Genomic DNA, 23,969 nt, shown 5'->3' on the forward strand with positions numbered 1-23,969 from the left:
GGCCGCCGCGCCCCACCGTCAGCGGACTAGTCGAGCCACCACTGCACCACGACCGAGCCCGTCGGCGACGCCAGCCAGACCAGCGGCCCGAGCGCGACGGCCGCGGCCAGCAGCAGGAGCACCCGCGCTCGCGGGGCCCGGTCCGAGCGCGTGCGCCAGAGCGCGAGGCCCGCCCACACCACGGTGGTCGTCGCGACGAGCGGGCCGCAGGTGAGGGTGAGCAGTCCCCCGGTGCCGAAGACGAAGCCGCCCAGCGCGGTGTCGTACGGCCAGAGGTCCTTCGGGTCGTGGAGGCCTCCGGCGGCCTCGGCCGGCGGGTACTGGTCGAGGTGGTTGGCGTAGAAGGGCAGGACGAAGAACACCGCGTACGCCGCCGCACAGCCCAGCGCCACCGCCAGGGGCGGCCACGCCCGCACCGCGCCGGTGGTCACCACCGGCGCCGCGCGAGTCTCGGAAGCAGTCCGGCGGGCCACACGAGATGGTCGGACGGCTCGCCCGGCGTCCACAAGGGATCTCGCCGGAAGTACCCACTTGCGGTCACGGGACGGGGCGCGCGCCCGGCCGGGACGGGCGGGCGCTCCGCCGTGCCCGTCGCTCATCCGGCGGCGAGGCTACAGTCGTCGTGCTGCGACTCGACCCGGGGTCGACCACGCGTGGAGAGCTGAGGACGAGTTGAAGATCCTGGTGACAGGGGCCACCGGCTACGTCGGGAGCCGGTTGGTGCCGCTGCTGCTCGAGCGCGGTCACGAGGTGCGCACCACCACGACCGACCCCGACCGCACCCAGCCCTGGTGGGGGGATCGGGTGGAGACCGTCGTCATGGACGCGCTGGACGCCGACCAGGTGGCCGACGCCTGCGCGGGCGTGCAGGCCGTCTACTACCTGATCCACGGGATGGGTGGCGACGACTTCGCGGCGACCGACCGCGCGGCAGCCACCAACGTCGCCGACGGCGTTCGCGCCCACGGTGTCGAGCGGGTCGTGTACCTCTCCGGCATCGTGCCGGACGTCGCCGACGACGAGCTGTCCGAGCACCTCCTGTCCCGCCGCGAGGTCGAGCGGATCCTGACCGACTGCCCGGCCCTCGTGGTCGTCCTGCGCGCCGCCGTGCTCGTGGGCAGCGGATCCACGTCGTTCGAGATCATCCGGCAGGTCAGCGAACGCCTGCCCGTGCACACGATCCCGACCTGGATGGACTCCCTGGTGCAGCCGATCGCCGTGGTCGACGCGCTCGAGGCGCTGGTCGGTGCGCTCGAGCACACCGGCACCTCGCGCCACTTCGATGTGGGCGGACCCGACCAGCTGCGCTACGGCGAGCTGCTCGAGGCCTACACCTCGCACGCCGGCCTGACGCGCCCCCAGGTCGGCGTCCCGCTGCTGCCCACAGCACTGGTCGGGACGCTGGTCGGCAGCCTCACCGACGTGCCGCGGCCGACGGTCGAGGCGCTGGTCGAGAGCCTGCGGCACGACATGGTCGCCGCGGACGACCACTTCCAGAAGCTCCTGCTCCCTCCGGGACACTCCCTGGTGGGGCTCGACGAGGCGTTCCGCCGGTCCCTCGCCCCGCTCGCGTCAGCGCCTCAGGACGCCGATCCCATGGGGCCCCTCCCCCAGGACCCCGCCTGGGCCAGCGGTGGCGACCAGCGGCCCGTCGTGGCGAAGGCGGTCGACGCGGTCAAGGGTCTCCTGCCGGACTCCTGAGCCCACGCGACCCGCCCGGGTCCGCTACGGCGTCGCACAACGGCGGTGCGACACGTCAAGATCGATTCCGGCGAGCCGGAGGCAACGCTAGTGTCGAGGCATGCTCATCCTGGGAATCCTGCTGTTCGGCATGCTCGTCGGCGCGGCGGCGCAGCTGCTGCTCGGCTCCGGCACCCGCGGCATCAACTGGACGACCGCCCTCGTCGCCGGGCTGCTCGGCTCCTTCGTGGGGGGCCTGCTCATCAGCCTGGTCGCCGGCGACGGGCTCGAGCTGCGACCCAGCGGCATCATCGGCTCGATCGGCGGCGCGGTCCTGGTGACCCTCGCCTGGAGCTACTGGCAGGGACGCCAGCACAAGACGACCTGAGCGACGGCGACGCCCGAGGTCCACCTCGCGCCGTGCGCGGCGTCGTACGGTTTCGCCATGCGCTCACTCTCGGCTGCCCTGACCGCGTCCCTGGCCCTGGCCGTGCTGGCCCCCGCGACGCCCGCCACCGCCTCCCTCGCCCAGCCGGGTGGGAGCGACGGCCGAGCCGCGCCCGCCCTCGGCGTCCGCACCATCGCGACCGGCCTCGACCACCCGTGGGACGTGCAGCCGCTCGGCAGGGGCCGGTTGCTGTTCACCCAGCGCGACCGCGCGACGCTGTCGGTGTGGGACCGGGGGCGGGTCCACCGGGTCCGGTTCCCGAGCGGCCAGGTGTGGGTGTCCGGGGAGACCGGGCTGATGTCCCTCGAGGTCGACCCCGGCTTCGCGGACAACGGCCGCTTCTACACCTGCCAGGGCGGCACCACGAAGAACGGCCGCCACGAGGTGCACGTGCTGGCCTGGCGGCTCAACGACGCGGCCACCCGGGCACGCAAGCTCGACGAGCTGGTCGGCGGCTTCCCCACCAGCACCGGCCGGCACGGCGGGTGCCGCCTGCTCATCACCCGCAACGGCTCGATGCTCGTCGGGACCGGCGACGCCGCCCGGGGCACCAACCCCGAGGACCTGACGTCCCTCGGCGGCAAGACGTTGCGGCTGGACCCGGCGACCGGCAGGCCGTGGCCCACCAACCCGTTCATCAACGCGGCCAACCGCAAGAAGCGCTACGTGCACACCTACGGGCACCGCAACGTCCAGGGCCTGGCCCAGCGTCGCGACGGCAGCCTCTGGTCGGTCGAGCAGGGCACCTACCGCGACGACGAGGTCAACCGGCTCGTGAAGGGCGGCGACTACGGCTACAACCCCGTCCCCGGCTACAACGAGTCCGTCCCGATGACCGACCGGTCGCTGCCCGGGAAGCAGGTGGTGGCCCGGTGGCGCTCGGGCGACCCGACGCTGGCGACCAGCGGCGGCACGTTCGTGCGGGGCAGGAAGTGGGGCGCGCTCGAGGACACCCTGGCGGTCGCAGCCCTCAAGGCGGCCAAGGTCGTGTTCCTGACCCTCGACCGCACCGGCCACCTGCAGCGGACCCGCGCCCCGAAGGCACTGCGCCAGCACGGCCGGCTGCGCTCGGTGACGGTCGCCCCGAACAACGACCTGCTCGTCACCACCGACAACGGCGGCGGCAACGACGTGATCCTGCGGGTCAGCCCCCGCTGAGCCCTGCGGCCCGACGGCCCGGGGGTCAGCCCTCGGGCCGCACCAGCACCTCGAAGCTGCGGCCGTCGCGGGCGGCGTCGAACCGTCCGACCCGCCCGAACCCCAGCGACTCCACGGTGCGCAGCGCCCGCGCGTTGAACGACGCGACGGTCACCCGGAACGCCGGCGGCGCGAACCTCGCCCGGCCGAAGGCCAGCCCGGTCGCGACCGCCGCCCTGCCCAGCCCCCGTCCGACCAGGTCGGGCCGCAGTCCGCCGCCGGTGTCGAGCGCCCGGTCGTCGTACTCCCACCCCGGCACCCGGCCATCGGCGCCGAACGACCGGAAGCCGACCAATCGCCCCTGCGCCAGCAGGGCGTGGAAGCCGGTCCCGGGGTCCAGCAGCGTGTCGGGGTCCGCACCCGTCATGTCGTAGCAGTCGTACGGCGCGGGGTAGCTCCAGGTGCAGATGTCGACGGCGTGCTCGTGGGTCAGCGGGGCGATGGTCAGGGAGCCCGCCGCCGGCAGCCCGGTCACGCGGTCCACCCCAACCACGCACCCCCGGCGTTCATCGCCGCGAACCACAGCACCACCGCGAAGACCGCGACGAACGGCACCCGCTTCGGGTGCGGGGTCCACCAGCGGGTGGCGACCACGAGCAGGAGCAGCCACACCAGCAGCAGCACCACCACCGCCCACCAGGGCGCGAGCAGCCCGGAGGCGGCGTACAGGAAGAACGCGCACGCCATCCCGGCCATGCCGACGAACGGCCAGGGCGAGACGGCATTCGGGTTGCGACGTCGGGTCCGCGCCACCGATCAGGGCTCGTCGTTCCAGTTGGGGTCGTTCTCCCAGTCCTGGTTGCGCTGCTCGGCCTTCTCCAGCGCGTGCTCGGCCTCCTCGCGGGTGTCGTAGGGGCCGAGGCGGTCGATGGGCGGGCAGCCGTCCGGGTCCTCGACCCGATGGTGCTTGACGCAGTACCAGAAGGAGCTCATGTCGCCTGAAACTACACTCGTCGGCGTGACTCCCCTGGCTGCCGCAACGATCTCGCCGCGACGTCCCGTGCCCGCCTCCATCCCGCGACCGGAGTACGTCGACAAGCCGACGCCCGAGCGGTTCACCGGCAGCGAGGTCAAGGACGCCGAGACGATCGAGAAGATGCGCGCCGCCGGGAGGCTGGCCGCGCAGGCCCGCGAGCTGGTCGGGTCGCACGTCGCGCCGGGCATCACGACCGACGAGCTGGACCGTATCGGCCACGAGTTCCTCTGCGACCACGGCGCCTACCCCTCGACGCTCGGCTACCGGGGCTTTCCCAAGTCGCTGTGCTCGAGCGTGAACGAGGTCATCTGCCACGGCATCCCGGACAGCCGCCGCATCGAGGACGGCGACATCGTCAACATCGACATCACCGCCTACCTCGACGGCGTGCACGGCGACACGAACGCGACCTTCCTCGCCGGCGACGTCGACGAGGAGTCGCGGCTGCTGGTGGAGCGGACCCGCGAGGCGCTCGACCGCGGCATCAAGGCCGTGAAGCCGGGCCGCCGGATCAGCGTGATCGGCCGGGTCATCGAGTCCTACGCCCGCCGGTTCGGGTACGGCGTGGTCCGCGAGTTCACCGGCCACGGCATCGGCACGGCGTTCCACAGCGGCCTGATCGTCCCCCACTACGACACCCCCGAGTACGACGACCTGATCGAGGTCGGCATGACCTTCACGATCGAGCCGATGCTCAACCTCGGCACCCACGAGTGGGAGATGTGGGACGACGACTGGACGGTCGTGACCCGCGACGGCAAGCGCAGCGCCCAGTTCGAGCACACCCTCCTCGTCACGCCGAGCGGCGCCGAGGTGCTCACGAACCCCTGACCGTCGGGCCTGCCGACGACCTCAGGTGAGGTCGTCGTACGACGTCTGGCCGGTCTCGGCGAGCCGCCGCTCGACCCGCAGCACCGCCAGCTCGTGCTCGGGGTCGCCGCTCATCGCGGCCGCCAGGCGCAGGTGCGGGAGCGCCTCGGCCAGCCGCGCCTGCCGCTCGAGGCTGCGGCCGAGGGCGTGCCGGGCCCAGTCGTCGTCCGGCCGCTCCTCGACCAGTGCCGCGAGCTCCTGCTCGGCCCTCTGCAGCTGGGCGCGCAGCAGGTAGGCCCACGCGCGCAGCGAGCGCAGCCCGGTGTTGCCGGGCTCCTGCTCCAGGGCGGGCTCGATCACCTCGAGCGCCTCGCGCGGCGCCCGTCGCGAGAGCAGGTCGTGGGCGGTGCGGTACGCCGTCTCCGGGCCGCGCCCCGGGAAGACCAGGGGTGGTGCCTGCAGGTCGAGCTCCACCGGCTCCTCCCGCGTCGTCGGCGCCGGCGTGGGCGTCCCGAGCGGGTCGTCGTGCAGGATCCGCTGGAAGAGGATGTGGTCGCGCCACTCGCCGTCGATGAAGAGGAACTTCTCGGCCAGGCCGTACTGCTCGAAGCCGCTGCGCTTCAGCACCGCCTGGGAGGGCTCGTTGTCCAGCCGGGTCCCGGCCTCGACCCGGTGCAGCCCGATCTCGCGGGCGCGCTGGACCGCGAGCTCCACCGCCGCGGTCGCCAACCCCCGCCGCGTGTGCGCGGCGGCGATCCAGTAGCCGACCGACGCGCTCTGCAGCGGGCCGCGCACGATGTTGTCGAGGCTGATCCGCCCCACGACCTCCTCACCGTGCACGACCAGCCAGGTCTCCAGCTGCCCGGAACGGACCTGCTCCAGCTTCGCCTCGATCGTGGCGCGCTGGCCGGCCTCGGTGAAGAACGCCTCGTCGCGCGGCGGCTCCCACGCCGCCAGGTGCGGCCAGTTCAGGACGTACGCCGCGGCCAGCGCCGCCGCGTCGTCCACGGTCAACGGACGGAACTCGTAGCCCTGCGGAAGCACCCGGCCAGCGTAGTGCGCCGATCACGTGCGTTCACGGCGTGGGAGTCCCCTATCCTTGGACCGCGGATGGGCTGGCCGGGCGACCGCGTCGCCTCCTTCACGGGGGGCGCCGAGGAAGGTCCGGGCTCCACAGGGCGAGGTGGTGGGTAACACCCACCCGAGGTGACTCGCGGGACAGTGCCACAGAAAACAGACCGCCACTGTCGCTCCGGCGGCAGCGGTAAGGGTGAAACGGTGGTGCAAGAGACCACCAGCGCTCCGGGCGACCGGAGCGGCTCGGTAAACCCCACCTGGAGCAAGGTCAAGAAGCCCGGCGTCCTCGGACACCGGGTGCGCGCACGTTCGAGGGCTGCCCGCCCGAGTGCGCGGGTAGACCGCTGGAGGCTGTCGGCAACGGCAGCCGTAGATGGATGGTCGCCCCCGGGACGCCCGCAAGGGCCCCCGGGACAGAACCCGGCCTACAGGCCAGCCCGTCCGCACCACACCCGAGACCGGGAGGCCGTGCGGCCGCTCAGCGGGAGGTCGGGCCTCCGCCCGGGCCCCCTCGACCCGGGATCGTCCGGGTCGCCACGATGCCGGCCGCGACGTCGTGCAGCTTCACGTTCGAGTCGGTGGAGATGCGGACCAGCATCCGCCAGGCCGACGCCTCGTCGATCCCGAAGCGCTCCATGACGATGCCCTCGGCGCGACAGATCACCGACCGGGTCTCGAGCGCCCGCTCCAGGTGCCCGATCTGCTCCAGCGCCTGGCTCAGCGTCAGGGGCTGCTCCCGCTCCTCGTCGATCACGGCGCCCACGATGGCAGCGACTCCGTCTTGCGTGCCCATCGCTCCCCCGGAAGGGTGAGTCGCCGATCGACTCCTGGACCGGGCCCCCTCCTGGGTCCTGTGACCTGGCGGTTCCGGCGTGCCGGAAGGCTGCACCGGGGGCTGCGGGGGAGTTCTCCCGTGGCGCGTTGGCTGACCGGTGTGGCCCTCATCGGGGAGCTGCCGGTCACGGCTCCTCGGCTCCGGGAGACCGCACGATCCCCTCTCGGGTCCGCCGCATCCCAGGGCCGATGGTCACGGAGCGCTCGTCGTCACCTGAACGCGCGCTTGGCGACGGACGCCGTCGCCAGGAAAGCGAAGAGCGCGACGAACACCGCGGACGGGATGGTCGTCGACGTGCTCCCGGGGGTCATGCTGACGACGTCGTCCCCGTAGACGCCGTCGAACAGGACCGCGAGCCACATGAACGCGATGGCGACGGCCCCCCAGAGCTGGGGCAGGGTCAGGAAGCTGGTCGGTCGCCCCTGCTGCGTACCGCTTCCGGCTCGTGCGTCTGTCGTGGACGTCATCGCTCCGCCTCTCCCGTCCGGCCGGCCGGGGCGAGCTCCGCACTGCCCGGCAGGCCTCTCCCACCACTGTTCGCGCGAACAGGCGGGCGGGTCAGTGTTCAAGGTCCTTCAACGGGGCTCGCTCCCCTGTTTGCCGAGGACGACCTCGACCGTCTCTCGAACACCTGTTCGACCATGCGGCATGATGGACCCATGGCGGGCGGGATGAACAAGCGGGGCAGCTACGGCGCCATGGCCGACCGCGTCGCGCGCACCCAGGCACCCGCGGACCCGCACCCGCGCGTCCCCGAGCCACCGCCGCTCAAGCACTGCTGGGTGACCACCAGCGCCGGTCGGCTCCCGGGGCTCCTCCTCGAGTGGCGGCGACGGCCCGACGGGTGGAACGGCCGCGTCGTCCACGCGGTGCCGGCCGACGAGGACGGCGGCTGGGTCGTCGTCGAGGAGTGGCTCCCCGCCGGGCTCCTCGACCCTCTGGACGCCACGCAGCGGTAGGGAGACGATCGAGGGGTCGAAGCCACGGCGCGCGGATCCACCAGGAGGGACACCCATGGCCACGGGCGACGTCGAGACCTACCACGCGGACGGCAAGTGGCGAAACCGCATCGAGGGAGGTGACGACCTGCCGGACGCCTACGACGTGCGCGCCACCGCGGTCGCCGCGGGCCACGACGAGGCGGTACGCCGCAAGGTCGAGCACATCGTCCGCGACCTCGACGTGGACGCCGACCTGCCGTCGGGCCCGTGGCCCCGGGACGCCGGGACGTAGCCGTCGCGCTCGATCGCCGTGCAGCCGTCGCCGAGCAACCCGATGCACGGGTCCGTCATGAGACCACCCATCCGAGGGCCGGGGCCGAGGACTCGGCCGGGGACGGAGAGGGCTGGTGTTCCTCGAGGTGGTCGGTGCTGTCGCCCTGGAGCCAGGTGATGAGCAGGAAGACGACGAGGACGACGACGATGGCCGCGATCATCACGGCACCCACGTTCCGACTGCTGGCTCTGATCATGGCGCGTCTCCTTCCGCGTGGGGGCTGGAGTTGTCGGGGCCCGGCTGCATGCGGCGCCGACGTGGGGGTACTCCCCCGCATGGCAGACAGAGAGCACACGAAGCAGCCCGTCGAGGAGACCCGTCCGGTGTCGGCCGACGCCGTTCCGGACGAGGAGGACCTCGAGCAGACCGATGTCGGGGCCAGAGCCGTCGACACCGCGCCCGAGGAGCACCTCAACCGGCCGGACCAGCCCGACTTCGACCCTGCCGAGCGGGCGCAGTACGACGACCCGCCGGTCGAGACCTCCCTGGCCGACGCCGACCACCCCGAGGACCACTGAGCCGGGCCTTCCCTAGTTGTTGGCGGGGGCCGCCGAGATGGCCTCCACGAGCCGCGCGACCTGGCCGTCGGGGAGATGGCGAGCCACGTCGGCCTGCGAGACGACGCCCACCAGGTCGTGTCCGTCGATGACCGGCAGCCGGCGGACGCCGTGGTCGGTCATGGTGCGCAGCGCCTCCTCGACGGAGTCGTCGGCGCCGATGGTGACGGTCTCGTCGCCGGCGTAGTCCGCCACCCTCACCGTCGAGGGGTTGGCGCCGTCGGCGACGCAGCGCAGCACGATGTCCCGGTCGGTCAGCATCCCGGCCAGGCGGTCGTCCTCGCCGCAGATCGGCAGGGCGCCCACGTCGAGGTCGCGCATCTTCCGCGCCGCCTCCACCAGTGTCTCGGTGGTCCGGGCGCACTCGACGCCACCGGTCATGATGTCTCGAGCCGTTGTTATGGTTCTCTCCCTCCTTCGGCCGGCAGGGTGCCGGCACACGTGATGTCCGCCGTGGTGCTCAGTCCCCCGGCCACTCGCCGGTCCAGCGCTCGAAGACCCGTGCGCCGCCGCGGTTGATGAGCGCGCGCACCACGGAGAAGATGGCGCCTTGGATGAGCGCGGCGACCAGGATCTTGCGGAGCCGGTACTCCGACTCCAGCGGCTTGGGCGGGTCCTCGGAGCTGTCGGGGTCCAGCCGCTTCCAGAGCTGCTGGAAGATCTGACCGGCCACGAGTCCCCCGAGCAGGCTGGCGACCAGCCCCCAGGGGCGGTAGAGGATCTTGGCGGACTTGCTGGTGCGCTTCTCGGACTTCATCGCTGCCTTCCCCGGGACGGATGGTCCCGTCATCGGTCGGCCGGTCGCCCGGCCCGTGGGCGGCGCCCGGCACTGTCCCGGTTCCCACGACCGGCGACGCCATGCATCCGGCTCAGGAGACGCCCGTGAGCCCCTCACCGAAGGTGTCGACGATCCGCACCAGGGCCTCCTCCGCGGCGTACGCACCCACCTGGCGTGCGTGCGGGGCGCACGCGGGCAGCACCGAGTCGTGCCCCTCGACCACCATCCGCAGCGTCACCGCGGCGAGCCTCGAGCACGACGGGAAGACGCACATCTCCTGGGCCTCGCTCACACCTGGGCGGTACCCGTGGTCGGCGGGGTCAAGCACCCCGTCCGGCTCGTTCGGGGGTCATCGCACCAGGACTGCCCACTCCTCCTGCTCGACGAGCTCGCCCACGACCGGATGACCCGGCAGCTCGCCGGCGACGAGCAGCCCACCCGAGGTCTGCGCGTCGGCCAGCAGCAGCAGCTCGTCCTCGGAGACCGACGACGACACGTGCGGTCGGACCCAGTCGAGGTTGCGACGGCTCCCACCCGGCACGAACCCCGCCGCCAGGGAAGAGCGCGCCGCCTCGAGGTAGGGCACCGCGGCCGCGTCGAGGACGGCGCTCACGCCACTGGCGCGGCACATCTTGTACAGGTGTCCGAGAAGCCCGAACCCCGTCACGTCGGTGGCGCAGGCGTGCCCCGCGTCGCGGGCCGCCCGCGACGCCTCCCGGTTGAGCGAGGTCATGGTGGAGACGGCGTCCGGGAAGACCTCGCCCGTGGCCTTGTGCCGGTTGTTGAGGATGCCGAGCCCCAAGGGCTTGGTCAGCGTCAGCGGCGTGCCCGGCCGGCCGGCGTCGTTGCGCAGCAACCGGGACGGGTCGGCGAGCCCGGTGACCGCGAGGCCGTACTTCGGCTCGGGGTCGTCGATGCTGTGGCCGCCGGCCAGGTGGCAGCCGGCCTCGGCACAGACCGCTGCTCCTCCGCGCAGCACCTCGGCGGCCAGCTCGAACGGGATCCTGTCCCGCGGCCAGGCGAGCAGGTTGACCCCGACCAGCGGGTCGCCACCCATCGCGTAGACGTCGGAGAGCGCGTTGGCGGCGGCGATCCGGCCCCAGTCGAAGGGGTCGTCGACGACCGGGGTGAAGAAGTCGGCCGTGACCACGACGGCCCGGTCGTCCTGGATGCGCACGACGGCGCCGTCGTCACCGTTCTCGAGCCCCACGAGCAGGTCGTCGGCCGAGGGGCCGCCGCCCCCGAGCCCGGCCAGCACCCGCTCCAGCTCCCCGGGCGGCACCTTGCAGGCGCAGCCGCCACCCGAGGCGAACTGGGTCAACCGGATCTCCGAGAGGGCGGTCATCCACCCATCTTGGCCGACGCAGCCTGACGACGCGCGAGGCGCTCCTTCTGCGGCACTACCGTGTACTTCGGGTCGCGCGCGGAGGCGAGGCCCGCCTCGAAGACGCCGAAGCGGGTGATCACCGAGGCGGCCACGCACGTCGCCCCGGCGGCGGCCGACAGCAGGCGGGAGCGTCTCCCTGCGAACAGGGTCGCACCGGCGGCCACGGTCGTCATCCGCCGGGCCACGCGCATCAACGTCCCGGGCCGGCCCTGCTGGTAGGGCTCGGCCACCAAGCCGAGCCGGTGGACGAGCGACTCGGCCGCCGCGATCTCCATCACGGCTCCCGCGACCGCCATCCGGCGGGCCGGACCGGCCTGGTCGACAGGAGTGAGCAGCATGGCCAGCCCGCCGGCCGCCGTGGCGCCGGAGCCGGCGAAGACGAACGGCAGCTCACGGTGCGCCTCGTGCCACGCGGGCACCGCGGTGTTTGCGAACAGGGCCGCGGTGTAGGTGGCGAGCGGTGGCCCGAACGCGGCTGCGCCGACCCCGGCGAGCCGGCCCAGCCGGGGCAACCGTCCCGTGACCCGGGCGCCGAACGCGGCGGCGGAGAAGGCCGAGAACGGCGCCAGGATGAACGAGCCGACCGACAGGGGCGAGGTCGGCTTGAAGACACGGAGCATGTTGAGGAAGCGCTCGGGGCGACCGAGGTCGTGGACGAGGAACACCGTCCCTACGCCGGCGCCCGCGGCCGCCGCTCCGCGCGCCACCGTCTCCAGCGCGGGCAGGTCCGCCAGCGCCGCCCCCTCGGCCAGCAGCGCCGACCCGCCGGCCATGCCCCCGAGGAACAGGTAGAGCGGGACGTCGGGCGTCTTCCAGGTCGGCGTCTTGATGATCTGCTTGCCGTAGTAGGACTCGAACTCCACCTCCGGCACCATCGGGCGGTCGCCCTGCCCGCCACCCTTCGGGCTCATCGACGCCGTCCCAGGAACGAGGCGACCCCGAGGCCGGTCAGCGCGGCCGCGGCGGCGCCGACGTGCTTCCAGATCGAGCCGAGGTCACGCGTCGTCACGACCGGGTCCGGCGGCAGGCCGTAGACCTCGGGCTCGTCGAGCAGCAGGAAGAACGCGCCGTCGCCACCGACGCCGTCGTCGGGGTCCGCGCCGTACAGGCGGGCGACGTCCACGCCGCGCTCGTGCAGCTCCTCGACCCGGCGGGCGGCGCGCTCCCGCAGCTCGGAGAGCTCGCCGAACTGGATCGACTCGGTGGGGCACGCCTTGGCGCAGGCCGGCGTCTCGTCGACCTTGAGCCGGTCGTAGCAGAGCGTGCACTTGAAGGCCCGACCGTCCTCCTTGCGTAGGTCGATCACGCCGTAGGGGCAGGCGGGCACGCAGTAGCCACAGCCGTTGCAGACGTCGGGCTGCACCACGACGGTGCCGAACTCGGTGCGGAACAGCGCGCCGGTGGGACACACGTCGAGGCAGGCGGCGTGCGTGCAGTGCTTGCACACGTCGGAGGACATCAGCCACCGCACCCCGGCGTCACCGGAGGCGGCTCCCTGGTGGTCGCTCGCCATCGCGCCACTCTCCACCGCTCCCGGCGGGCCCATGCCGGGCAGGCCGAGGTCGGTCGTGGTGAGCGGCTTCGTGGTCGTCGGCTTCTCGACGAAGGCCACGTGCCGCCAGGTGCTCGCGCCCAGCGCCTGGGTGTTGTCGTAGGACATGCCGGACAGCTCGTAGCCGTCGTCCGGCACCTCGTTCCACTCCTTGCAGGCGACCTCGCAGGCCTTGCAGCCGATGCACACGGAGGTGTCGGTGAAGAAGCCCATCCGCGGCGGGTGCGTGGCGTCGTACCCCGCGTCCCGCTGGACGTCGTCCAGCGGTCCGTACAGAGAGTTGCTGCCCATCTACTCCGTCCTCCCGTCCGTGGGGTCGTCCGGGTCCACGCCGGCCCGTCGACGGTAGTCCTCGACGTACGACGTCAGGGCCGGACCGCGCGGCCGCCGGCCCGGCCGGATGTCGCAGGTGCCGACCTTGTCCTGGATGTAGACGTTGGGATCCATCGTCACGTTGACCAGGTCGTTGGGCGAGTCGCCCTGGGTGATGCCGTTGCGTCCCCAGTGGTAGGGCAGCCCGACCTGCTCGACCCACCGGTCGCCCAAGCGCAGCGAGCGCAGCCGGTCGGTGACCAGCACGCGCGCCTCGATGGCGGTGCGCGCGGTGACGATCGTGGCCCAGCCGAGGTGCTCCAGCCCGCGCTCGGCGGCGAGCCGCGGCGAGACCTCGCAGAACGGCTCGGGCTGCAGCTCGGTGAGGTAGGGCAGCGTCCGGCTCATGGCGCCGGCCGTGTGGTGCTCGGTGAGCCGGTAGCTGGTGAAGACGTAGGGGAAGACCTCGCTGTAGCTGGGGTTGATCGGGTTCGAGGAGTCCGCGAGCTTGCGGCGCGACGGGTTGTTCTGCTGGCCGTACAGCGGGTTGCGCATCGGCGACTCGGGCGGCTCGTAGTGCGTCGGCAGTGGCCCGTCGGCGAGGCCGAGCGGTGCGTACAACCAGGCCTTGCCGTCGGTCTGCATGATGAACGGGTCCCGGCCACCGATCGCGTCGGGTCCCTTGGCGCCCTGGTCGGGGACGTGGTCGGGCGCCCGGTCCGGGATGAAGTCCGGGACGTCGGAGCCGGTCCACCTGCCCTTCTCGGCGTCCCACCAGACGTAGCGCTTGCGCTCGCTCCACGGCGTGCCGTCCGGGGCCGCCGAGGCGCGGTTGTAGAGGATGCGACGGTTCGCCGGCCACACCCAGCCCCACTCGGAGGCGACCTGGTCCTGCTCCCAGTGCGGCTTGCGGCGCCGCGCCTGGTTGACCTCGTCGGCGTAGACGCCGCAGTAGATCCAACAGCCGCACGCGGTCGAGCCGTCGGCCGCGAGCTGGGTGTAGGCGCTCAGCGCCTTCCCGTCGGGTCCGGTGCCGTTGATCTCGCGCAGCACCGACTCGGGGTCGGGCTCGCCCTCGTCGTTGAGCGGGTAGTCCCAGGCCAGGTCGAGCAGCGGCCGGTCCATCTCGTCGGTCGAGTCCGCCAGCTTCGCCCGGATGCGGTTGCCGAGGTCGAAGTAGAAGTCGAGCTCGCTGCGGCAGTCACCCGGCGGGTCCACGGCCTTGTCGCGCCACTGCAGCATCCGCTGGGTCTGGGTGAACGAGCCGGACTTCTCGACGTGCGAGGCGGCCGGGAGGAAGAAGATCTCGGTGCCGATCTCCTCGGTGACCAGCTCGCCGGTCTCGATCTCCGGGCCGTCCTGCCAGAACGTCGCCGACTCGATCATCTGCAGGTCGCGCACCACCAGCCAGTCGAGGTTGGCCATGCCGAGCCGCTGCATCTTGCCGTTCGCCGAGCCGACCGCGGGGTTCTCACCGACGAGGAAGTAGCCCTTGCAGCCGCCGTCGATCATCGACTTCACGGTGTTGTACGTCGAGTGGTCGCCCGTCACGCGCGGCAGGTGGTCGAAGCAGAAGTCGTTGTCCGCGGTGGCGGCGTCGCCCCAGTAGGACTTCATCAGGCTGACGGCGTACGACCTGATGTTGCCCCAGAAGCCCGCCTTGCCCTCGTCGTCCGCGACCCACTCGTCCATGCTCTGGTGCTGGCCGGCGTGCGGCATCGGGAGGTAGCCCGGGAGGATGTTGAACAGGGTCGGGATGTCGGTCGACCCCTGGATGCTGGCGTGGCCGCGCAGCGCCATGATCCCGCCGCCCGGCCGCCCGATGTTGCCGAGCAGCAGCTGGAGGATCGAGGCCGTGCGGATCATCTGCGCCCCGACGCTGTGGTGGGTCCAGCCCACGGCGTAGCAGAACGCGGTGGTGCGCTCGCGCCCGCTGTTGGCGGTCAGCGCGTCGGCCACCTCACGGAACTGCTCCGGGGTGATGCCGCAGACCTGCTGCACCATCTCCGGGGTGTAGCGGGCGAAGTGTCGCTTGAGGATCTGGTAGACGCACTGCGGGTCCTGGAGTGTCTCGTCGCGCCGTCCCTTCCAGCTGACCGGGGCACCGCCGGAGCCGTGGGCCTCGGACTGCGCGGCCTTGTGCGACTCCTTGGCACCCGCGCCGCCGCTCTCCTCGGCCTCGAGCTGCTCGAGACGACGACGCTCGTCCTCGTCGGGGTTCTCCGGCGCCTCGTAGCGCCAGGTGATCGGGTCGTAGTGGCCGGCCTCGGGGTCGAACCCGGAGAACAGCCCGTCGAGGTCCTCGGTGTCCTGGAAGCGCTCGTCGATGATGTTGGCCGCGTTGGTGTAGGCGACGACGTACTCGCGGAAGTCGAGCTCGTTGCTCAGCACGTGGTTGACCAGCGCTCCGAGGAAGGCGATGTCCGAGCCCGCGCGGATCGGCACGTGCAGGTCGGAGACCGCCGAGGTGCGCGTGAACCGCGGGTCGACGTGGATGACCTTCGCGCCGCGACGCTTCGCCTCCATCACCCACTGGAAGCCCACCGGGTGCGCCTCCGCCATGTTCGACCCCTCGATGAGGATGCAGTCAGCGTTGGAGAGGTCCTGCAGGAAGGTTGTTGCGCCACCACGGCCGAACGAGGTTCCCAGACCGGGAACCGTGGAGGAGTGTCAAATACGGGCCTGGTTCTCGATCTGGATCGCGCCCAGGGCGGTGTAGAGCTTCTTCATGAGGTAGTTCTCCTCGTTGTCGAGGGTCGCTCCTCCGAGGCTCGCGATGCCGAGGGTGCGGCGGGTACGACGCCCCTGGTCGTCCTCCCACTCCCAGAACTGCTTGCGGGTCCTGATCACCCGGTCCGCGATCATGTCCATCGCGGTGTCGAGGTCGAGGTCCTCCCACTCGGTGCCGTGGGGGCGCCGGTAGCGCACCTTGGTGACGCGGCCGGGCGAGGTCACCAGCTGCTTGCTGGCACTGCCCTTGGGGCACAGGCGGCCCCGCGAGATCGGACTGGCGGGGTTGCCCTCGATCTGGCTGACCTTCTCGTCCTTGACGTAGACCTTCTGCGCGCAGCCCACGGCGCAGAAGGGACAGACGGAGTCGACGACCCGGTCGGCCTCGACGGTCCGGGGCTCGAGGTGCTCGCTGCGAGGCGACATGGCGGCCGCGCCCCGGCCCAGCCGGTCGTCGCCGCGGGCCTGGCGCAGCAGCGGCCAGGACCCGATGAAGGTCTTCGCACCCACGACCCCGCACCTCCCGCCGTCGGCCCGGGCAGTGCGCCGGGCTCCGGCTTCCACGTAACCACATCGCTCGTCCGCAAACCATCACCCGCTAGGTTCTCCTGCGGAGGCGTTTCTCGTCTGGTGACGGGCGCGGTCCTCAAAACCGTAGTGGCCGGGCATCCCGGTCAGGCGGGTTCGATTCCCGTCCGCCTCCGCCATCTGCTCCCCCGCGCCGGACCTCCCCCGCGCCGGACCTCCCCCGTGCCGGCCTCCCCTGTGGGTGACGGGCACTGCCCCGGCGATCGGTGGGTACGGACCCCGCATGAAGAAGCTCTGGGCGGCAGCAGCCCCGATCGCGGCAGTCGGCGCGGTCGCGGCACACGACCTGGCGCAGCGGCGCCACGCGATCCTGCGCAACTTCCCGGTGGTGGGGCACGCGCGGTACTGGCTGGAGGCGGTCGGCCCCGAGCTGCGGCAGTACATCGTGGCCGGCAACGACGAGGAGCGGCCGTTCAGCCGGGACCAGCGTCGCTGGGTCTACGCGTCGGCCAAGCTGCAGAACAACTACTTCGGCTTCGGCACCGACAACGACCTCGAGCACGGCACGGGCAACGTGATCGTCCACCACACCACGTTCGGTCGCGCCTACCCGACCCACGGCTCGGTGGGCCAGCACGCCAGCCTTCCCTCGGCGAAGGTCCTCGGCGGACCCCGGGGACGTCGCCACGCCTTCCGGCCGCAGTCGGTGGTCAACATCTCGGGGATGAGCTTCGGGTCGCTGTCGGGCAACGCGATCGAGGCGATCAACCGGGGGGCCGCGGAAGCGGGGTGCCTGCACAACACCGGTGAGGGCGCGATCTCGCCGTACCACCGCAAGGGTGGCGACCTCGTCTTCCAGATCGGGACCGCCTACTTCGGCTGCCGCGACGAGGACGGCCGCTTCAGCCTGCCGAGGCTCAAGGAGCTGGTGCAGGGGGCGCCCGTGCGGGCGCTGGAGATCAAGCTCAGCCAGGGTGCGAAGCCGGGCCTGGGCGGCGTGCTGCCGGCACCCAAGGTCTCGCGCGAGATCGCCGACACGCGGGGGGTGCCGATGGGGGTGGACTGCCTGAGCCCCTCACGTCACTCCGAGTTCGACGACGTCGACTCGATGCTCGACTTCGTCGAGCTGCTGGCCGCCGAGACCGGCCTGCCCGTGGGCATCAAGTCGGCGGTCGGCGACCTCGGCTTCTGGCGCGACCTCGCCGAGGCGATGGAGCGCGAGGACCGCGGCGTCGACTTCATCACCGTCGACGGCGGCGAGGGCGGCACCGGCGCCTCGCCCCTGATCTTCACCGACGCGGTCTCGCTGCCGTTCCGGCTCGGCTTCGCCCGGGTGTACGCCGAGTTCGCGCAGCGCGGCCTGCACGAGGACATCACGTTCATCGGGGCCGGCAAGCTCGGACTACCCGACAACGCCGTCGTCGCGTTCGCCCTCGGCGTCGACATGGTCAACGTCGCCCGGGAGGCGATGCTCGCCGTGGGGTGCATCCAGGCGCAGCGCTGCCACACCGGGGACTGCCCCACGGGCGTCGCCACCCAGAACCCCTGGCTCGCGCACGGACTCGACCCGGACACCAAGAGCGAGCGGGTGGCCAACTACGTGAAGACCCTGCGACGTGACCTGCTCAAGGTGTCGGAGACGTGCGGGGTCGAGCACCCCGCGCTGATCGGGCCGGCTTCGGTGGAGGTCCTCGACACCCTCGCGGACGGTCGTCTCCTCGACGAGATCTACCACTACCGGCCGGGCTGGGGGCTGCCCTCGGCCGCGGACCGGGCCGAGATCGTCCGTATCATGTCGGCCACCGACGAGGACGAGGCGGAGACCGAGGGACCTCCGGAGACGTCCGAGCAGGGCGCGCGGGGCGACGAGATCGCAAGCAACTCGGCGTCGATGTGATCCCGGCCCGCGACGACTGGAGCCGGCGTCAGGAGGCGGGCGGGTAGCCGTCGCCCTGCAGCAGCCGAGCGAGATGGGTGGCGTTGGCAGCGAGGGTGCGGGTCGCGGCGGAGGTGGCGTCCGGCGACTCGTCGAGGTCGTTGTAGTCGGTGCCCTGCATGGCCTCGCCCACCCAGTAGGTGCTCGCGTTGGCGGGGAGGGAGAAGCCGACGTCGTTGAGTGCCTGCAGGCACTCGGCGACCACGTGGTGCGCGCCGTCCTCGTTGCCGACCACCGCGACGGCCGCCACCTTGCCGGTCGTGGGGTAGTGGCCGTCGTCGTCGGCCTCGCCGAGCTCACCGTCGAGCCTCTCCAGCACCATCTTGCAGACCGACGGCTGGCCCATCCAGATGGGCGTCGAGATCACCACGATGTCCGCGTCGAGCACACGACGGCGCACCGACGGCCACTCGTCGCCATCGCCCTCGTCGGTGGACACGCCGAAGCGGATGTCGTGGTCGACTACCCGGACTGTCTCCCCCGTCACCCCGAAGCTGTCCAGGGCGGCCAGCACCTGTCCGGCCAGCAGCATGGAGCTGGACTCCTCCGGTGACCTCTTGAGGGTGCAGTCGAGGACCACGGCGCTCAGATCGTTCATGGTTCCCTCCTGGCGGGACGTCGGGGACGGCCTCCTTCGCGGGTACCCGCCGCCGGCGGGCGCCATGCCGGGGCTGCCGCGCGCAGCCGCATCCACCACGTCCGCGGGGGTACGACTCCCCGAGGGCGCGAGCGGCGCGCCGCCGACCGGACCCAGGAGGACACGTGCGCTTCGGATACTTCCTCTCCTGCGAGGAGTACACCCCCGAGCAGCTCGTCGAGCAGGCCGTCGCTGCCGAGGCAGCGGGCTTCGACGCGCTGTGGATCAGCGACCACTTCCACCCGTGGAACGACGAGCAGGGACAGAGCCCGTTCGTGTGGTCGGTGATCGGGGCACTGTCGCAGGCGGTCTCGCTCCCCGTGACCACGGCGGTCACCTGTCCCACCGTGCGCACGCATCCCGTCGTCGTCGCGCAGGCCGCCGCGACGTCGGCACGGATGCTGGGTGGCCGGTTCATCCTGGGCGTCGGCACCGGTGAGGCTCTCAACGAGCACGTCCTCGGCGGCCCTTGGCCGTCGCTCGACGTACGCCTCGAGATGCTCGAGGAGGCCGTCGACCTGATTCGGCAGCTCTGGAGCGGCGAGGTCGTCACCCGGGAAGGCAAGCACTACCGGGTCGACACCGCCCGGATCTACACGCTGCCCGACGAGCCGCCGCCCGTGTACGTCTCGGCGTTCGGCCCCAAGGCCCTGGAGACGGCAGCACGCATCGGTGACGGGTTCATCAACACCACCGACGACGCCGACATGGTCGCAGCCTTCAAGGAGAAGTCCGGCGGCAAGCCCGCCCAGGGCGGCGTCAAGGTCGCGTGGGCCGGCACCGCGGACGAGGGGGTGGGGCACGCGCACCGGCTGTGGTCGAACGCCGGCCTGCCCGGCGAGCTCGCGCAGGTGCTCCCATCCCCCAAGCACTTCGAGCAGGCCTCGCAGCTCGTCACGCGGGAGTCCACGGCGGACAGCGTCGTCGCCGGCCCCGACGTCGCCGAGCACGTGCAGCAGCTGCGGTCCTACGTGGAGGCGGGGTACGACGAGGTGTACGTCGCCAACATGGGTCCGCACTACCTCGCCATGATCTCCGCCTACGGCCGAGAGGTCCTGCCCGAGCTGCGCAGCACCTCCGGCCGACCCTGACGGCCCACCGCCGGAGCCGCGTCCACCCGACGCCAGCCGACACCGTCCCGCGTGACGAGGCCCCGACGCTCGAACGCCTCGAGCCACCCCTCCATCGGCCACTCCCCCCACCGGGCGTGGAAGAGCGCGCCGTTGCGGAGGATGTCGTCGAGGTGCCGGACCGGCGGGTCCTCCACCGGGTGGTGCTGGTGGTAGGCGCGGGCCGAACCCACCCAGCCCATCGCGAGCCCGCGGCCGGCCAGCTGGAAGGCGAAGTCGGTGTCCTCGCCGCCGTAGCCGGTGTAGAGCCCGCAGAACCCGCCGGAGCGGGCCCAGGCCTCGGCGGAGAGCGCGAAGGAGAGTGACCAGAACAGGCGCGGGTCCGCGCCCTCGACCAGCTCACCCGGCACCGGCGCCGGCCGCGCCGGGTGCGGGTCGTCGAGCTCGTGCAGGTGGTCGAGCGCGGTGTCCCCTGCCGTCGGGGCGAGGTAGGTGACCGGCCCGGACCACACGGTGCCCGGACGCGCCGCGACCGCGCCGGCGTAGGAGCTGGTCAGTGCCTCGCCCGCCAGGCAGTCCACGTCGAGGAGGAGGACGACGTCGGCGCCCCGCTCGAGCACGGACGCGACGCCCTGGTTGCGCGCGGCGGCCAGCGGCAGCGCGCGGGGGTCCGCCGGCAGCCGGACGACGCGACGGCGCAGCCCCGCCACCGTCCGTTCCTCGATCGTCGGGTCGCCCATGGCCACGACGACGTAGTCGTCGGGCCGACGTTGCTGCCGAGCGAGGGAGACGTGCTGGGCCTCGAGGTGACGGTGCCTGCCTCGCGCCAGGGTGACCACCCCGACCCGGCTCACCGTCGGCCACCCAGCACGGACTCCACGATCCCGGCGAAGCGTCGCGCCGCGGCACCGTCGCACCACGAGGACCAGCCGTCGCCGTCGAGGGCCGTAGCCCTCTCCAGCCGCTCGGCCCAGCCCTCGACCGGGAGATCGTCCTCGACGAGCACGGGCCATGGTCCGCGCCGCAGCGCCGCGGCCGTCGTGACCTGCTCGTCGTGGGGACGGGGCTGCGGCACGACTATCGCGGGACGGCGCAGCGCCGCGACCTCGGCCACGGCGTTCTGCCCGGCGTGGGTGACGACGACGTCGGCGTCGGCGATCGCCGACTCGGGGTCCTCTTCCCAGATCCCCTCCGCGCCACCGAGCACGGTCCAGGTCCAGCCCGGGGTCTGACCTCGGGCCGCCGCCAGCTGCTCCGGGGTCACCGAGTCCCCTCCGCTGCCGAGCAGGACGGTGACCCTTCCGGACCCCTCGGGTCGGTCACGTCGGACCGGTCCGGGTCGCACCGGGAACCGCGACAGCGCACCGATCGGGCGCAGGCGCTCCTCGACCTCGGCCGGGACGTCGCGCAGCATGCCGGGCGCCTGGTCGGGCCACAGCGCCACCAGCTGCTCGGCGGTGTCGAAGGCGAGGCGGTGGGGGGCGTCCCCTCGGGACCCCGGCAGCACGACGAGGACGACCGGGATCCCGAGCAGACGCGCCAGCAGCGCCACCTCCACCGACACGTCGACGACCATCAGCTCGGGCGAGACGTGATGGATCCAGGAGGCGATCTCGGCCATCCGGAAGGCCAGGCCCGGGTGCCGGACCGGCGCCCAGTGCAGCCGGCCCCCGGCGGTGAGGTCCTGGTGGAGCGGTCCGTCGTCGTCGCGAGCCAGGTCGACCCACGACCCGGGCCACTCCCTGGGCCTGGGCAGCGACGAGAGCCCCGTGACGGGGATGTCCAGGGCAGTCGCCAGAGCGGCGGCCCGGTGCAGGTGACCGCTGCCCTGGTGGTGGACGTAGTAGCCGATCACGCGGCGTCCGCCCCGGACACCGTCGAGACGTAGAGCTTCTCGTAGTCGTCCAGCATCCGGTCCAGACAGCAATGCTCGAGGGCGTGCCGCCTGGTGGTGGTGCGAGACCGCCCTGCCGCGTCCCCCACGGCCGCGGCCAGGGCGTCGACGTCCCCGGGGTCGACCAGCACCCCCACCTCGTCGGGGACCACCTCGGGGAGGGCGCCGCGCCGGTACCCCGCCACCGGGGTCCCGCAGGCCATCGCCTCGGCGGCGACCAGGCCGTAGGGCTCGTCCCAGGCGGGTGTCACCAGCGCGACCGTCGCCTGGCCGAGCAGCCGGTCGAGGGCGCGGTGGTCCAGGTGGCCCACGTGCACGGCACTGCGTCCGAGCCGCGGGACCACCTCCCGTTCGTAGTACAGCGGGTCCCCCACCGGCCCGGCCAGCACGAGGGGCAGGCCCGCCAGCCGACAGGCGTCCATGGCCTCGTGCGGTGCCTTCTCGGGGACGATCCGACCCGACCACACGGCGGGTCCGTCACCCCGTCCGAGGCTCCAGGCGTCCACGGGGATGCCGTTGAGGATGGGCGTGCTGGCCACGACGTGGGACCACGCCCGTGCCGTGGCCCGGCTGACGGCCGCGAACCGGGATACGCCCGGGCTCAGGGCCACCGCGGACTCCAGCCACGGCAGGGGCGGGGTGTGCAGGCTGGTGACCACGGGCACCGGCAACGTCGAGGCCATGGCCACCGGCAAGTGGTGGAGGCTGTTGTTGTGCACCACGTCGAACCGGTCGCCGGCCGACCGCGCGAGCTCGAGCATCAGCCCCAGGTAGGCGTGGTGCTCCTCGATCCAGCGCCGGGGCGGGGCGTTGACGTCCGAGAGCGACTGCTCGCTCGGCTCGAACACGGGGCACGGCAGCACGGCCACGGGTAGTGCCGGGTCCGAGCCGGCACCCGCGAAGAGCGACACCTCGTGCCCCCGGGCGACCAGCCCGCGGGCGAGGGCGTGCGTCATCGCCTCGAGCCCTCCAGCGAACGGCTCGCGGACCGGGAACGAGCTGGCGGCGACCAGGCAGATGCGCACGCGTTCACCCACCGAGCAGGTCGTCGTAGAGGCGGCCGTGGGCCTCGGCCACCGCGGCCCGCTGGTCGCGTCGCTCATCGATCGTCGCGCCGAACCGGGGCCGCTCGTCGTACGCCGTGACCAGGGCCGCCGCCAGGCTCGCGGGGTCGAAGCCGTCCTCGTCGTGCCGGTAGCTCAGCACCGGCCCCTGCTCGGCGAAGTAGCCGCAGGTGGGGGCGACGACGGTGGTCCCGAGGTCCCGGCAGGCCTCGAGCCAGCCGGAGTGGGTGCCGAACCGGTAGGGCAGCACCGACACGTCCAGCGAGGCCAGGTAGTTCCAGAGCTCACGGTCCGGCAGGAAGTCGTGGACGTGCAGCTCGAGGTCGCCGGATGCCTCGTGCCTGCTCAGGAACGCGGCCAGCCGGGCGTCTCGCCGGGCCCCGTCGTCCTCGAGGACATCCCGGTGCGCATTGACCTGGAGCACGGCCCCCGGGAGCCCCCGCACCGTGTCCACCAGCGTGGGCAGGATGCGCATCGGGTCCATGCTCGCCCGCAGCGACTTCACGTGCAGGCCCACCCGGAGCCGAGGTGCTCGTCGACGGGCGCGGCAGTCGTGCGCGATGGCCATGGTCCGGAGGTCCACGACGTGCGGGTGGGGCAGCACCAGGGCTTCCCGGCCCCAGCGACGCCGGATCTCGGCGGCCGCGCCCTCGGTCAGGGTGACCAGGGCATCGGCGGCAGGGACCAGCACGTCGAGCTGCGCGTCGTGAAGGTGGCGCGACTCGTGGTGCGGGTTGCGGAGGTCGTGCACGGTGTAGACGAACGGCGTCCCCTTGGCCACCAGTTCGCCGGTGAGGTGCCGCAGGTCCTCCGGCGAACGGGCGTCGAAGCCGAATTGCAGGTGGAAGACGTCGAAGTCGGCCTCCCGCACCCACCGGGGGTCGAGCATCACCGGCGGCCACCACTTCTCGACGGCCGACCGCGACGGGAGGTCCGGGTCGGGATCGGCCAGGCGACGCGGGCCCGGGCCGACCTCCGGTGCGAGGTGTCGGACATAGACGTGGTTGGCAGGCACGGAGGCGACGACGACGGAGGGCGCGCCGGCGGCGGCCCGCGGCGCCCGGGCCGGAACTGTGGTCATGGCCGGCTGGTACCCCTGCCATCGGTCTCCATGACGAGCACAGGAAGAAACCGCCCGATCGGGTGACCTGCGCGGCGGTGGACGAGAGGGTGCCGCGGCGTACATGACGGTCCCCGCCGGGGGTACGGAGGACCTGTCCCTCTTG

At 72.5% G+C, this 23,969-nt stretch carries 29 protein-coding genes, 1 tRNA gene and 1 other RNA gene; 11 read left to right on the top strand and 20 right to left on the bottom strand.

Features of this window, described 5'->3' with window-relative positions; genetic code table 11:
- Positions 1-26: 26 nt before the first annotated feature.
- On the bottom strand, positions 27-434 hold the full coding sequence (locus ACFO9I_RS18485; RefSeq protein WP_379183515.1) for a hypothetical protein: 408 nt from the start codon (positions 432-434) through the stop codon (positions 27-29).
- Positions 435-684: 250 nt separating this feature from the next.
- On the opposite strand from ACFO9I_RS18485, the gene ACFO9I_RS18490 reads away from it, so the two are divergent.
- From ACFO9I_RS18490 to ACFO9I_RS18500, 3 genes are all read left to right on the top strand, one after another.
- Positions 685-1,701 (top strand): NAD(P)H-binding protein, encoded by a 1,017-nt coding sequence (locus ACFO9I_RS18490; RefSeq protein WP_379183517.1) that lies wholly within the window; start codon positions 685-687, stop codon positions 1,699-1,701.
- 100 nt (positions 1,702-1,801) lie between these two features.
- Positions 1,802-2,068: a GlsB/YeaQ/YmgE family stress response membrane protein gene (locus tag ACFO9I_RS18495; protein ID WP_379183519.1), complete on the top strand. Its 267-nt coding sequence runs from the start codon at positions 1,802-1,804 to the stop codon at positions 2,066-2,068.
- Positions 2,069-2,125: 57 nt separating this feature from the next.
- Complete coding sequence (locus ACFO9I_RS18500) at positions 2,126-3,286, top strand: PQQ-dependent sugar dehydrogenase (RefSeq protein ID WP_379183521.1); 1,161 nt, start codon at positions 2,126-2,128, stop codon at positions 3,284-3,286.
- A 25-nt stretch (positions 3,287-3,311) separates the two neighbouring features.
- Here ACFO9I_RS18500 and ACFO9I_RS18505 read toward each other — a convergent pair whose 3' ends face one another.
- From ACFO9I_RS18505 to ACFO9I_RS18515, 3 genes are read right to left on the bottom strand one after another with little or no spacing between them, the layout of a single operon-like run.
- Positions 3,312-3,800 (bottom strand): GNAT family N-acetyltransferase, encoded by a 489-nt coding sequence (locus ACFO9I_RS18505; protein WP_379183523.1) that lies wholly within the window; start codon positions 3,798-3,800, stop codon positions 3,312-3,314.
- On the bottom strand, positions 3,797-4,078 hold the full coding sequence (locus ACFO9I_RS18510; protein WP_379183525.1) for a hypothetical protein: 282 nt from the start codon (positions 4,076-4,078) through the stop codon (positions 3,797-3,799). The genes ACFO9I_RS18505 and ACFO9I_RS18510 overlap by 4 nt, the downstream gene beginning before the upstream one ends.
- 3 nt (positions 4,079-4,081) lie before the next feature.
- Positions 4,082-4,258 (bottom strand): hypothetical protein, encoded by a 177-nt coding sequence (locus tag ACFO9I_RS18515; RefSeq protein WP_379183527.1) that lies wholly within the window; start codon positions 4,256-4,258, stop codon positions 4,082-4,084.
- Between ACFO9I_RS18515 and map the strand changes: the two genes are divergently transcribed.
- Entirely contained in the window at positions 4,257-5,132 is an 876-nt protein-coding gene (gene map / locus ACFO9I_RS18520) for a type I methionyl aminopeptidase (protein ID WP_379183529.1), read from the top strand. The genes ACFO9I_RS18515 and map overlap by 2 nt on opposite strands.
- A 21-nt stretch (positions 5,133-5,153) precedes the next feature.
- Here map and ACFO9I_RS18525 read toward each other — a convergent pair whose 3' ends face one another.
- A complete protein-coding gene (locus ACFO9I_RS18525) occupies positions 5,154-6,155 on the bottom strand; it encodes a GNAT family N-acetyltransferase (protein WP_379183531.1) in 1,002 nt (333 codons plus the stop codon).
- Positions 6,156-6,222: 67 nt separating this feature from the next.
- Between ACFO9I_RS18525 and rnpB the strand changes: the two genes are divergently transcribed.
- An RNA gene (gene rnpB, locus ACFO9I_RS18530) (RNase P RNA component class A) lies at positions 6,223-6,632 on the top strand.
- Positions 6,633-6,666: 34 nt separating this feature from the next.
- Here the strand turns inward: rnpB and ACFO9I_RS18535 are convergent.
- Both ACFO9I_RS18535 and ACFO9I_RS18540 read right to left on the bottom strand, forming a co-directional pair.
- Positions 6,667-6,981 carry an ANTAR domain-containing protein gene (locus ACFO9I_RS18535; RefSeq protein WP_379183533.1) on the bottom strand — a complete coding sequence of 105 codons (315 nt, stop codon included), beginning with the start codon at positions 6,979-6,981 and terminating at the stop codon, positions 6,667-6,669.
- A gap of 251 nt (positions 6,982-7,232) precedes the next feature.
- Positions 7,233-7,490 (bottom strand): hypothetical protein, encoded by a 258-nt coding sequence (locus ACFO9I_RS18540; protein ID WP_379183535.1) that lies wholly within the window; start codon positions 7,488-7,490, stop codon positions 7,233-7,235.
- Between the two features lie 192 nt (positions 7,491-7,682).
- Here ACFO9I_RS18540 and ACFO9I_RS18545 point away from each other — a divergent pair, with 192 nt between their 5' ends.
- Together ACFO9I_RS18545 and ACFO9I_RS18550 are read left to right on the top strand one after the other, a co-directional pair.
- A complete protein-coding gene (locus tag ACFO9I_RS18545) occupies positions 7,683-7,982 on the top strand; it encodes a hypothetical protein (protein WP_379183537.1) in 300 nt (99 codons plus the stop codon).
- Positions 7,983-8,037: 55 nt separating this feature from the next.
- On the top strand, positions 8,038-8,256 hold the full coding sequence (locus ACFO9I_RS18550; RefSeq protein WP_379183539.1) for a DUF2188 domain-containing protein: 219 nt from the start codon (positions 8,038-8,040) through the stop codon (positions 8,254-8,256).
- Positions 8,257-8,311: 55 nt separating this feature from the next.
- Here the strand turns inward: ACFO9I_RS18550 and ACFO9I_RS18555 are convergent, their stop codons facing one another.
- The gene (locus tag ACFO9I_RS18555) at positions 8,312-8,494 is read right to left on the bottom strand and encodes a hypothetical protein (protein ID WP_379183541.1); all 183 of its coding nucleotides are present in this window, start codon (positions 8,492-8,494) and stop codon (positions 8,312-8,314) included.
- 79 nt (positions 8,495-8,573) lie between these two features.
- Between ACFO9I_RS18555 and ACFO9I_RS18560 the strand changes: the two genes are divergently transcribed.
- Entirely contained in the window at positions 8,574-8,816 is a 243-nt protein-coding gene (locus ACFO9I_RS18560) for a hypothetical protein (protein WP_379183543.1), read from the top strand.
- 12 nt (positions 8,817-8,828) lie between these two features.
- Here the strand turns inward: ACFO9I_RS18560 and ACFO9I_RS18565 are convergent, their stop codons facing one another.
- From ACFO9I_RS18565 to fdh, 7 genes are all read right to left on the bottom strand, one after another.
- Positions 8,829-9,236 carry a CBS domain-containing protein gene (locus tag ACFO9I_RS18565; protein WP_379183545.1) on the bottom strand — a complete coding sequence of 136 codons (408 nt, stop codon included), beginning with the start codon at positions 9,234-9,236 and terminating at the stop codon, positions 8,829-8,831.
- 79 nt (positions 9,237-9,315) lie between these two features.
- On the bottom strand, positions 9,316-9,612 hold the full coding sequence (locus ACFO9I_RS18570; RefSeq protein WP_379183547.1) for a DUF4235 domain-containing protein: 297 nt from the start codon (positions 9,610-9,612) through the stop codon (positions 9,316-9,318).
- Positions 9,613-9,724: 112 nt separating this feature from the next.
- Complete coding sequence (locus ACFO9I_RS18575; protein ID WP_379183549.1) at positions 9,725-9,925, bottom strand: hypothetical protein; 201 nt, start codon at positions 9,923-9,925, stop codon at positions 9,725-9,727.
- A 57-nt stretch (positions 9,926-9,982) separates the two neighbouring features.
- The gene (selD, locus tag ACFO9I_RS18580; RefSeq protein ID WP_379183551.1) at positions 9,983-10,978 is read right to left on the bottom strand and encodes a selenide, water dikinase SelD; all 996 of its coding nucleotides are present in this window, start codon (positions 10,976-10,978) and stop codon (positions 9,983-9,985) included.
- Positions 10,975-11,931 carry an NrfD/PsrC family molybdoenzyme membrane anchor subunit gene (gene nrfD / locus ACFO9I_RS18585; protein WP_379183553.1) on the bottom strand — a complete coding sequence of 319 codons (957 nt, stop codon included), beginning with the start codon at positions 11,929-11,931 and terminating at the stop codon, positions 10,975-10,977. The genes selD and nrfD overlap by 4 nt, the downstream gene beginning before the upstream one ends.
- A complete protein-coding gene (locus ACFO9I_RS18590; protein WP_379183555.1) occupies positions 11,928-12,863 on the bottom strand; it encodes a 4Fe-4S dicluster domain-containing protein in 936 nt (311 codons plus the stop codon). Before ACFO9I_RS18590 ends, nrfD begins: the two co-directional genes overlap by 4 nt.
- Positions 12,864-16,124 (bottom strand): formate dehydrogenase, encoded by a 3,261-nt coding sequence (fdh, locus tag ACFO9I_RS18595; protein WP_379183557.1) that lies wholly within the window; start codon positions 16,122-16,124, stop codon positions 12,864-12,866. It abuts the gene before it with no gap.
- Between the two features lie 102 nt (positions 16,125-16,226).
- Between fdh and ACFO9I_RS18600 the strand changes: the two genes are divergently transcribed.
- Both ACFO9I_RS18600 and ACFO9I_RS18605 read left to right on the top strand, forming a co-directional pair.
- Positions 16,227-16,321, top strand: a tRNA-Sec gene (locus ACFO9I_RS18600).
- A gap of 104 nt (positions 16,322-16,425) precedes the next feature.
- Positions 16,426-18,039, top strand: a complete 1,614-nt coding sequence (locus ACFO9I_RS18605) for an FMN-binding glutamate synthase family protein (protein ID WP_379183559.1) — start codon at positions 16,426-16,428, stop codon at positions 18,037-18,039.
- Between the two features lie 28 nt (positions 18,040-18,067).
- Here ACFO9I_RS18605 and ACFO9I_RS18610 read toward each other — a convergent pair whose 3' ends face one another.
- Entirely contained in the window at positions 18,068-18,676 is a 609-nt protein-coding gene (locus ACFO9I_RS18610) for a flavodoxin family protein (RefSeq protein WP_379183561.1), read from the bottom strand.
- 164 nt (positions 18,677-18,840) lie between these two features.
- On the opposite strand from ACFO9I_RS18610, the gene ACFO9I_RS18615 reads away from it, so the two are divergent.
- Positions 18,841-19,806, top strand: coding sequence for a TIGR03557 family F420-dependent LLM class oxidoreductase (locus ACFO9I_RS18615; protein ID WP_379183563.1), 966 nt, complete (start codon positions 18,841-18,843; stop codon positions 19,804-19,806).
- Here ACFO9I_RS18615 and ACFO9I_RS18620 read toward each other — a convergent pair.
- Genes ACFO9I_RS18620 through ACFO9I_RS18635 form a run of 4 tightly spaced genes read right to left on the bottom strand, consistent with a single transcriptional unit; the run spans position 19,755 to position 23,824 of the window.
- A complete protein-coding gene (locus tag ACFO9I_RS18620; RefSeq protein WP_379183565.1) occupies positions 19,755-20,639 on the bottom strand; it encodes a glycosyltransferase family 2 protein in 885 nt (294 codons plus the stop codon). The genes ACFO9I_RS18615 and ACFO9I_RS18620 overlap by 52 nt on opposite strands.
- On the bottom strand, positions 20,636-21,640 hold the full coding sequence (locus ACFO9I_RS18625) for a glycosyltransferase (protein ID WP_379183567.1): 1,005 nt from the start codon (positions 21,638-21,640) through the stop codon (positions 20,636-20,638). Before ACFO9I_RS18625 ends, ACFO9I_RS18620 begins: the two co-directional genes overlap by 4 nt.
- Positions 21,637-22,716 carry a glycosyltransferase gene (locus tag ACFO9I_RS18630; RefSeq protein ID WP_379183569.1) on the bottom strand — a complete coding sequence of 360 codons (1,080 nt, stop codon included), beginning with the start codon at positions 22,714-22,716 and terminating at the stop codon, positions 21,637-21,639. Before ACFO9I_RS18630 ends, ACFO9I_RS18625 begins: the two co-directional genes overlap by 4 nt.
- On the bottom strand, positions 22,709-23,824 hold the full coding sequence (locus tag ACFO9I_RS18635; RefSeq protein WP_379183571.1) for a glycosyltransferase family 1 protein: 1,116 nt from the start codon (positions 23,822-23,824) through the stop codon (positions 22,709-22,711). The genes ACFO9I_RS18630 and ACFO9I_RS18635 overlap by 8 nt, the downstream gene beginning before the upstream one ends.
- Positions 23,825-23,969 lie beyond the last annotated feature (145 nt).

Source organism: Nocardioides sp. GCM10023255, from assembly GCF_042653125.1.
In the GTDB taxonomy this organism is placed as follows: Bacteria; Actinomycetota; Actinomycetes; order Propionibacteriales; family Nocardioidaceae; genus Nocardioides.

What these genes read in the sequence shown, in the direction of transcription:
- ACFO9I_RS18540 (WP_379183535.1), bottom strand. Translation starts at nt 7,490, where the DNA reads ATGACGTCCACGACAGACGCACGAGCCGGAAGCGGTACGCAGCAGGGG.
- ACFO9I_RS18495 (WP_379183519.1), top strand. Translation starts at nt 1,802, where the DNA reads ATGCTCATCCTGGGAATCCTGCTGTTCGGCATGCTCGTCGGCGCGGCG.
- ACFO9I_RS18515 (WP_379183527.1), bottom strand. Translation starts at nt 4,258, where the DNA reads ATGAGCTCCTTCTGGTACTGCGTCAAGCACCATCGGGTCGAGGACCCG.
- ACFO9I_RS18605 (WP_379183559.1), top strand. Translation starts at nt 16,426, where the DNA reads ATGAAGAAGCTCTGGGCGGCAGCAGCCCCGATCGCGGCAGTCGGCGCG.
- ACFO9I_RS18545 (WP_379183537.1), top strand. Translation starts at nt 7,683, where the DNA reads ATGGCGGGCGGGATGAACAAGCGGGGCAGCTACGGCGCCATGGCCGAC.
- ACFO9I_RS18560 (WP_379183543.1), top strand. Translation starts at nt 8,574, where the DNA reads ATGGCAGACAGAGAGCACACGAAGCAGCCCGTCGAGGAGACCCGTCCG.
- ACFO9I_RS18555 (WP_379183541.1), bottom strand. Translation starts at nt 8,494, where the DNA reads ATGATCAGAGCCAGCAGTCGGAACGTGGGTGCCGTGATGATCGCGGCC.
- selD (WP_379183551.1), bottom strand. Translation starts at nt 10,978, where the DNA reads ATGACCGCCCTCTCGGAGATCCGGTTGACCCAGTTCGCCTCGGGTGGC.
- ACFO9I_RS18550 (WP_379183539.1), top strand. Translation starts at nt 8,038, where the DNA reads ATGGCCACGGGCGACGTCGAGACCTACCACGCGGACGGCAAGTGGCGA.
- ACFO9I_RS18610 (WP_379183561.1), bottom strand. Translation starts at nt 18,676, where the DNA reads ATGAACGATCTGAGCGCCGTGGTCCTCGACTGCACCCTCAAGAGGTCA.
- ACFO9I_RS18500 (WP_379183521.1), top strand. Translation starts at nt 2,126, where the DNA reads ATGCGCTCACTCTCGGCTGCCCTGACCGCGTCCCTGGCCCTGGCCGTG.
- nrfD (WP_379183553.1), bottom strand. Translation starts at nt 11,931, where the DNA reads ATGAGCCCGAAGGGTGGCGGGCAGGGCGACCGCCCGATGGTGCCGGAG.
- ACFO9I_RS18570 (WP_379183547.1), bottom strand. Translation starts at nt 9,612, where the DNA reads ATGAAGTCCGAGAAGCGCACCAGCAAGTCCGCCAAGATCCTCTACCGC.
- ACFO9I_RS18565 (WP_379183545.1), bottom strand. Translation starts at nt 9,236, where the DNA reads ATGACCGGTGGCGTCGAGTGCGCCCGGACCACCGAGACACTGGTGGAG.
- map (WP_379183529.1), top strand. Translation starts at nt 4,257, where the DNA reads ATGTCGCCTGAAACTACACTCGTCGGCGTGACTCCCCTGGCTGCCGCA.
- ACFO9I_RS18535 (WP_379183533.1), bottom strand. Translation starts at nt 6,981, where the DNA reads ATGGGCACGCAAGACGGAGTCGCTGCCATCGTGGGCGCCGTGATCGAC.
- ACFO9I_RS18635 (WP_379183571.1), bottom strand. Translation starts at nt 23,824, where the DNA reads ATGACCACAGTTCCGGCCCGGGCGCCGCGGGCCGCCGCCGGCGCGCCC.
- ACFO9I_RS18590 (WP_379183555.1), bottom strand. Translation starts at nt 12,863, where the DNA reads ATGGGCAGCAACTCTCTGTACGGACCGCTGGACGACGTCCAGCGGGAC.